The 6,552-nt window shown below is 52.4% G+C and carries 3 protein-coding genes; all 3 read left to right on the plus strand.

Annotated features, from left to right (window positions below):
• Window positions 1-13: 13 nt before the first annotated feature.
• The 3 genes from BUE76_RS04920 to BUE76_RS04930 all read left to right on the plus strand — a co-directional run bounded on the left by BUE76_RS04920 (window position 14) and on the right by BUE76_RS04930 (window position 6,494).
• Window positions 14-1,465 (plus strand): RagB/SusD family nutrient uptake outer membrane protein, encoded by a 1,452-nt coding sequence (locus BUE76_RS04920; RefSeq protein WP_073045142.1) that lies wholly within the window; start codon window positions 14-16, stop codon window positions 1,463-1,465.
• Window positions 1,466-1,866: 401 nt separating this feature from the next.
• A complete protein-coding gene (locus BUE76_RS04925; protein WP_073045143.1) occupies window positions 1,867-5,004 on the plus strand; it encodes a SusC/RagA family TonB-linked outer membrane protein in 3,138 nt (1,045 codons plus the stop codon).
• A gap of 23 nt (window positions 5,005-5,027) precedes the next feature.
• On the plus strand, window positions 5,028-6,494 hold the full coding sequence (locus tag BUE76_RS04930) for a RagB/SusD family nutrient uptake outer membrane protein (RefSeq protein ID WP_083596605.1): 1,467 nt from the start codon (window positions 5,028-5,030) through the stop codon (window positions 6,492-6,494).
• Window positions 6,495-6,552 lie beyond the last annotated feature (58 nt).

Genomic DNA, 6,552 nt, shown 5'->3' on the forward strand with positions numbered 1-6,552 from the left:
AAACAGCTCTTATATGAACATCAAGAAACTATATATACCCCTGTTGGCTGCCGGTATGCTGCTGGGTGCCTGCAGCAAGGAAAAGCTGGAACCGGTGCCCCAGACATCGCTTCCGCCCAGTGAGGCCTTTACCACCGCTACCCGTGCCTTGCAGCAATTAAATGGCGTATACTCAGCGTTCAAAAACGGCCAGTTTGCCGGCGGTCGCGTATTGGTGTACCAGGATGTGCGGGGTGAAGATTTTCTGAACCTCACCAACAACGGCGTTACGGCTTTCCTTACCTGGAACTTTACAGTAACGCCTACTGCCAACGAAGTACAGAACGCTTGGTCGGCAGGCTATGCCGCCATCAACCGCGCCAACGTGGTGATTGATGGTTTGGCTAACTCGCCCATCGACGCGGCAGTGCGTACCGCCTACATCGGTGAAGCCAAGGCCCTGCGTGCCCTGAGCTATTTCACCCTACTGCAGCTGTATGCCCGTCCTTATGCCGATGGCAATGGCAGCCAGCTTGGTTTGCCGCTGCGCCTGCAGGCTGAAACCAATATTGGTTCGCAAGACCTTGCCCGCTCTACTGTAGCAGAGGTATACACGCAAATTCTGAAAGATTTGAATGAAGCCGAGCCAGCGGTGTTGCAAACGCATGCTAATCCAACGCTCAATGCTACCCGCATTCACCGCAATACCGTTATTGCCCTGAAAACAAGGGTGTACCTGGCCATGGGCCGTTATGCCGATGTGATTACCGAGGCTAACAAGATCGTACCTGCCAGTGCGCCCTTCGTGGCTGCGTCGGGTGTGCCCAACCAGTTGCTGCCTTCCATTGCTACGGTGTTTGCGCCGCCTTACGTAAACAACGAGGTGATGTTTACCCTGCCTTTTACCACGCTTGATTTGCCTGGCACCCAGAACGGTTTGGGTCACTACTACAACCCTGGCCCCAATGGCAATGGCGACTTTACGCTGAACACTACCGGTAACGGCATTGTGGCCAACACTACGGCATGGCCTACTACCGATGCCCGCCGTGCTTTCAACATCGCATCGGGTACCAGCACCTTCCTGCGCAAATGGCCCAACAACCCTGGCAGTGCCCCCGACTGGACACCGGTGATCCGTTATGCCGAAGTGCTGCTGAACCTTTCGGAAGCCATTGCCCGTACCACTTCGGGTGTGGATGCCCGTTCGCTGGCCCTGCTGAATGCCGTACGGCGCCGTTCAGATGCTACAGTAACCCTGGCGCCGGCCACCAATGCCGATCTTATCAGCGCCATTCTTACCGAGCGCCGCATCGAGTTCCTGGGTGAAGGCCTGCGTACCATGGATATTACCCGTTTGCTACAGCCTTTCCCGGCTAAGGGTTCGGTAAGTGCGCTGCCCGCTACGGCACCGCAGTATATCTGGCCCATTCCAAACCCCGAGCTGATCACCAACAAGGCAATTACGCAGAATACAGGTTATTAAAACCGGGTTTTCATTTTTTTAAAGGCCGCTGTACCAACAGTGGCCTTTTTGTTTTTCAATAAATGCTTTCCGTGCAGTTGGAGCAGGCAGGCAACAGCTGAACAATCTTCAGCCAAACCCGATTTTTTTTGAAGAAAACCATGCGAAAAGGGCCTGGTATTAGTTTGGGTTCAGCAAGAGCCAAAAAAGTTGAATTATTATACAAATGGTTTTCCTTTATAATTAAACCACTACAAATGGTAAATAAAATTATGTGAATAATAGAACTGTTATTGATGAGTTAATAAAATCCTTGGCATAAATTCGCCGTCCTTCTTTTTCCGTACCTGTTTCTGCAACTGTGTTTTTGCAATGCGGCTAAAGGCAATGGTGAAAAGGGGTTTATAAAACACAAACATCACATGAGAAAACTGCTCTGCATGATGCTGGGCCTGTTGCTGGTTTGCCTGCAGGTCGTGGCACAGAATCGTACCCTGTCGGGTCGTGTAACCGACGCCCAAGGTAATGGCGTTCCCAACGCTTCTGTAAACGTCAAGGGTACTAATGTCGGCACAACAACCAACGCCGATGGTACATTTTCCCTCTCTGTTGCCCCTTCTGCCAAAGCCCTGGTGATTTCCTCTGTAGGAATGACCGAGTCTGAAGTAGCTATTGGCGGCAAAACCAACTTTACCGTACAGCTTACTACCGATACCAAGCAACTGGACGAAGTAGTGGTGACCGTTCCTTACGGCCAGGTGAAGAAAACTGCTTTTACCGGTTCTGAGGCTACTATCGGCAGCCGCAACCTGGAGCGCCAGCAGGTAACTTCGGTTACCCGTGCACTGGAAGGCCAGATCCCCGGTTTGATCACTACCAACGGTGGTGGCCAGCCTGGTAGCAACGCCAGCGTACTGGTACGCGGTGTAGGTTCTTACAGCGCCAGCAGCTCTCCCCTTTATGTACTGGATGGTGTTCCTTACAATGGTTCTATCTCTTCACTGTCTACCGATGACATCGCTTCAGTAACCGTGCTGAAGGACGCTTCTGCTGCTGCCCTCTACGGTAGCCGCGCTGCCAACGGTGTGATCATGATTACTACCAAAAAAGGTAAGAAAGGCCGTGCTTCGGTTACTGCCAACGTACGTATTGGCCAAATGAGCCGCCTGATTCCTGAATATGACCGCGTAGGTACACCGGATTACTACGAACTGATGTGGGAAGCTACACGCAACCGTTTCGCAGCTTCCAAAAACCCTGCTACCGGCGCCAACTACACTGCTGCTGAAGCTGCTACTGCCGCTTCCGGTATGTTCACTGGTTCCAGCGGCCTGGTATACAATGCCTATAACGTTCCCGGTGCCCAGCTGATTGACAACAACACCGGTAAGCTGAACCCCAACGCCAAACTGCTGTGGCAGGACAACTGGGAAAAAGCCCTGATCCAAAACGCTATGCGCCAGGATTATAACGTAAACATCGCCGGTGGTGCTGAAAAGAGCGATTACTTCCTGTCTTTCGGTCATGTGAACGAAGACGGTATCGCCAAATTCTCCGGTTACAAGCGTTTCACTACCCGCCTGAACGTAAATACCCAGGCTACCAACTGGCTGAAAGCCGGTGTGAACTTCGACGGTGCCCTGGGCAACCAGAAAACCGTACCCAGCGGTGGTACTGCTACTACCAACCCCTTCTACTATTCCCGTATGATGGGTCCCATCTACCCTGTTTACCAGCGTGATGCATGGGGTGTATATGTAATTGACCCTGTTACCAACCAGCCTGCTCTGGACTGGGGCCGTCCTGCACAAATGGGTACCCGTCCTTATGCCGGTAACTCTAACCTGCTTGGCTCGCTGGCACTGGATGATCGCAACACTGCAACCTCCAACATCAACGCCAACAGCTACCTGGAAGCAGCTTTCCTGAAGAATTTTACCTTCAAAACTACCCTGGGCGCTACCCACTACAATGGTTATGCTACCACTTTCCAGAACTCGCAGTACGGTGATGCCGATAACGTAAAAGGCCGTTCTACCAAGTCGAACAACCGCCAGACCACTTATACCTTTAACCAGGTACTGACCTGGGCTAAGGAACTGGGTGACCACGATGTGCGTGTGCTGGCTGGTCATGAAAACTACCGCTTCCAGCAGAACTTTGTTTCGGCTACCCGCGTAGGTTTCCCCTTCCCCGGTACTTCCGAACTGGCTCCTGCTGCAACAGCTGAAGCTTCTACCTCTTACGAGAACCTCCATGCAATTGAAGGTTATTTTGCCAACGCCAACTACAACTACAAAGGCAAATACCTGCTGAGCGGTAGCTACCGTAAAGATGGTACTTCGCGTTTCTCCGAAGATTCCCGTTGGGGTGACTTCTGGTCGGTAGGCGCCGGCTGGAGACTGAAGCAGGAAAATTTCCTCCGCAGCATCAAGTGGATCAACGACCTGAAACTGCGTGCCAGCTATGGCCAGCAGGGTAACGAAAGCATTGGTGACTACTATGCTTACCAGAGCCTGTACGCCCTGGGTTGGAACAACGTAAGCTCGCCTGGTGCCATTGTAAGCACCCTGCCTGCCAACCAACTGCACTGGGAGAACAATACTACCGCCAACATCGGTGTTGACTTTTCGCTGTTTGACCGCCTGCAAGGTACCGTAGAGGTGTTCAACCGTGTGTCTAAAGACATGCTGTTCGACGTGCCCCTGCCCCTGTCGACCGGTATCTCTTCCCGTCGCGATAACGTAGGTAGCCTGTACAACCGTGGTATTGAACTGCAGTTGGGTTACAACGTGATCCGCAAGAAGAACTTCGACTGGCGTATTGACCTGAACGGTACACACTTCGTGAACAAGATCACCAAGCTGTCGCAGAAAGAAATCATCGACGGTACCAAGAAGCTGATGGTAGGCAAAAGCCTCTACGACTTCTGGATCCGTGAATACGCAGGTGTTGACCCCCAAACCGGTGACGCCCTGTATTATAGAGATGAACTGGATGCTGCCGGTCTGCCTACAGGCAAACGCGTCACTGTTAACAACATCAACAACGGTAGCTACTACTACCATGGTTCTTCGCTGCCCCTGTTTAATGGTGGTCTGACCAACTCGGTTCGTTACCGCAACCTGGAAGCCAGCGTACTGTTGACCTTCTCCTACGGTGGTAAGTTCTACGACGGTAACTATGCTTCGCTGATGCACCCCGGTTCTTACGGTACTGCATGGCATACCGACATCCTGAAGCGCTGGCAGAAGCCCGGCGACATCACCGATGTTCCCCGCATTCAGAATGCCCTGGCTACCCAGAACGGTGTATCTACCCGCTACCTGTTTGATGGCAGCTGGATGAACATTAAAAACGTAACCATTGCTTACAACCTGCCCAAAACTTTGGCCAGCCGTGTAGGTATGAGCAACGCCAAGGTGTTTGCCAATGCTGATAACGCATACTTCTTCTCGAAGCGCAAGGGTATGGATCCCCAGCGTGCCGTAAACGGTACTGCCGACTGGACCTATATTCCTTACCGCACTATCACCATGGGCCTGACTGTTAACCTGTAATCACAAAAACTCCGAACATCGTTATGAACAACATAAAGAAGCTCCTGTTTGTACTGCCCCTGGTGGCAGCTGCCATGACGGGTTGCAAAAAAGAGTACCTGGAAACGCAGCCTACCGACAACGTTTCCGCTGAAACCGTATTCACTACCACTCAGGGCGCCTATGTAGCCCTGAATGGTACCTACCGTACCCAGTTTACCTCCTACAACGCCGGCAACTTTGGCCAAAAGTCGTTCGATCTTGTAAACGACCTGATGGGTAATGATATGGTGGTACACACCGCCGGTTACGGTTGGTTCAACACCGACTACAACTACACCGCAGGTGCCAGTGCAGCCAGCACCCAGCGCTCTGACCGGGTTTGGTGGCACTACTACCGCGTGATCAATAACGCCAACCGGATTATCGATGGCGTGAAACGTGCTACCGGTACGGATGCCGAGAAGCAGGATCTGAAAGGCCAGGCTCTTGGTCTGCGTGCTCATTCCTACTTCAACCTCATCAACTGGTTCCAGCATACTTATAAAGGCAACGAAAACAAGCCTGGCGTGCCCCTGTACACCGAGCCTACTACCGAGGGTAAACCCCGCGGTACCGTACAGCAGGTATACACCCAGATCATTGCCGACCTGACTGAGGCCGAAACCCTGCTGACCGGTAAAACCCGCGCCCACATCTCCAACATCAATGTGAATGTGATCCAGGGTCTGCGTGCCCGTGTAGCCCTCCAGATGGAAGACTATGCTACTGCTGCTACTTACGCAGTAAAAGCACGTACTGGTTTTGCACTGATGAACAGCACTGCCCTTGTTGGTGGTTTGTCTTCCAAAACCAACACCGAATGGATTTGGGGTATGGAAGTAAACACTGAGCAGGCTACTATTTACAACTCTTTCTTCTCGCACATGGATGTGGCCACCGGCGGTTATGCTGCCCTGGGTGGACAGAAGAAAATCACTAAGGCGCTGTACGACCGTATTCCGGACGCTGATGCCCGTAAGGCTTGGTTTACTGCACCTGCTGCAGCTACCAGCAGCCGTCCTGCTTACAACCAGCTAAAGTTCCGCGTACCTACTGTGGGTAGCTGGGCTGCCGATTACCTCTTCATGCGTTCTTCGGAAATGTACCTGATTGAGGCTGAGGCGCTGGCTCGCACCGGCAACGAAGCAGGTGCCCGCACCGCTCTGGAAGCTGTAGTGAAGCGTTCCAACCCGCTTTACACTGCAGCCCTCTTTACCGGTTCTGCGCTGGTAAATGAAATCCTGACCCAGCGTCGCATTGAGTTGTGGGGTGAAGGTTTCTCTTACTTCGACATCAAGCGTCTGAAGCAAGGCCTGAACCGTCCTTCCGGTACCGGCAACCATGGATCGCCCAGCTTCGATCCCCGTGTGTTTACCCTGGCCGACCAAGACGCATCTTTCCTGTTCCGCATTCCCCAGGACGAGTTGAACAACAACAAAGCCCTGACACCGAATGATCAGAATCCCTAATGGCTGATCGATCCTAATTTTAAAAGAACCCGCCCCTGTGGCGGGGTTTTTTTTTTTG

This window comes from Cnuella takakiae (assembly GCF_001953305.1).
Taxonomy (GTDB): Bacteria; Bacteroidota; Bacteroidia; order Chitinophagales; family Chitinophagaceae; genus Flavisolibacter; species Flavisolibacter takakiae.

Bases quoted from the DNA above. Each gene is read 5' to 3' on its own strand.
- BUE76_RS04920 (WP_073045142.1), top strand. From the start codon at position 14: ATGAACATCAAGAAACTATATATACCCCTGTTGGCTGCCGGTATGCTG.
- BUE76_RS04925 (WP_073045143.1), top strand. From the start codon at position 1,867: ATGAGAAAACTGCTCTGCATGATGCTGGGCCTGTTGCTGGTTTGCCTG.
- BUE76_RS04930 (WP_083596605.1), top strand. From the start codon at position 5,028: ATGAACAACATAAAGAAGCTCCTGTTTGTACTGCCCCTGGTGGCAGCT.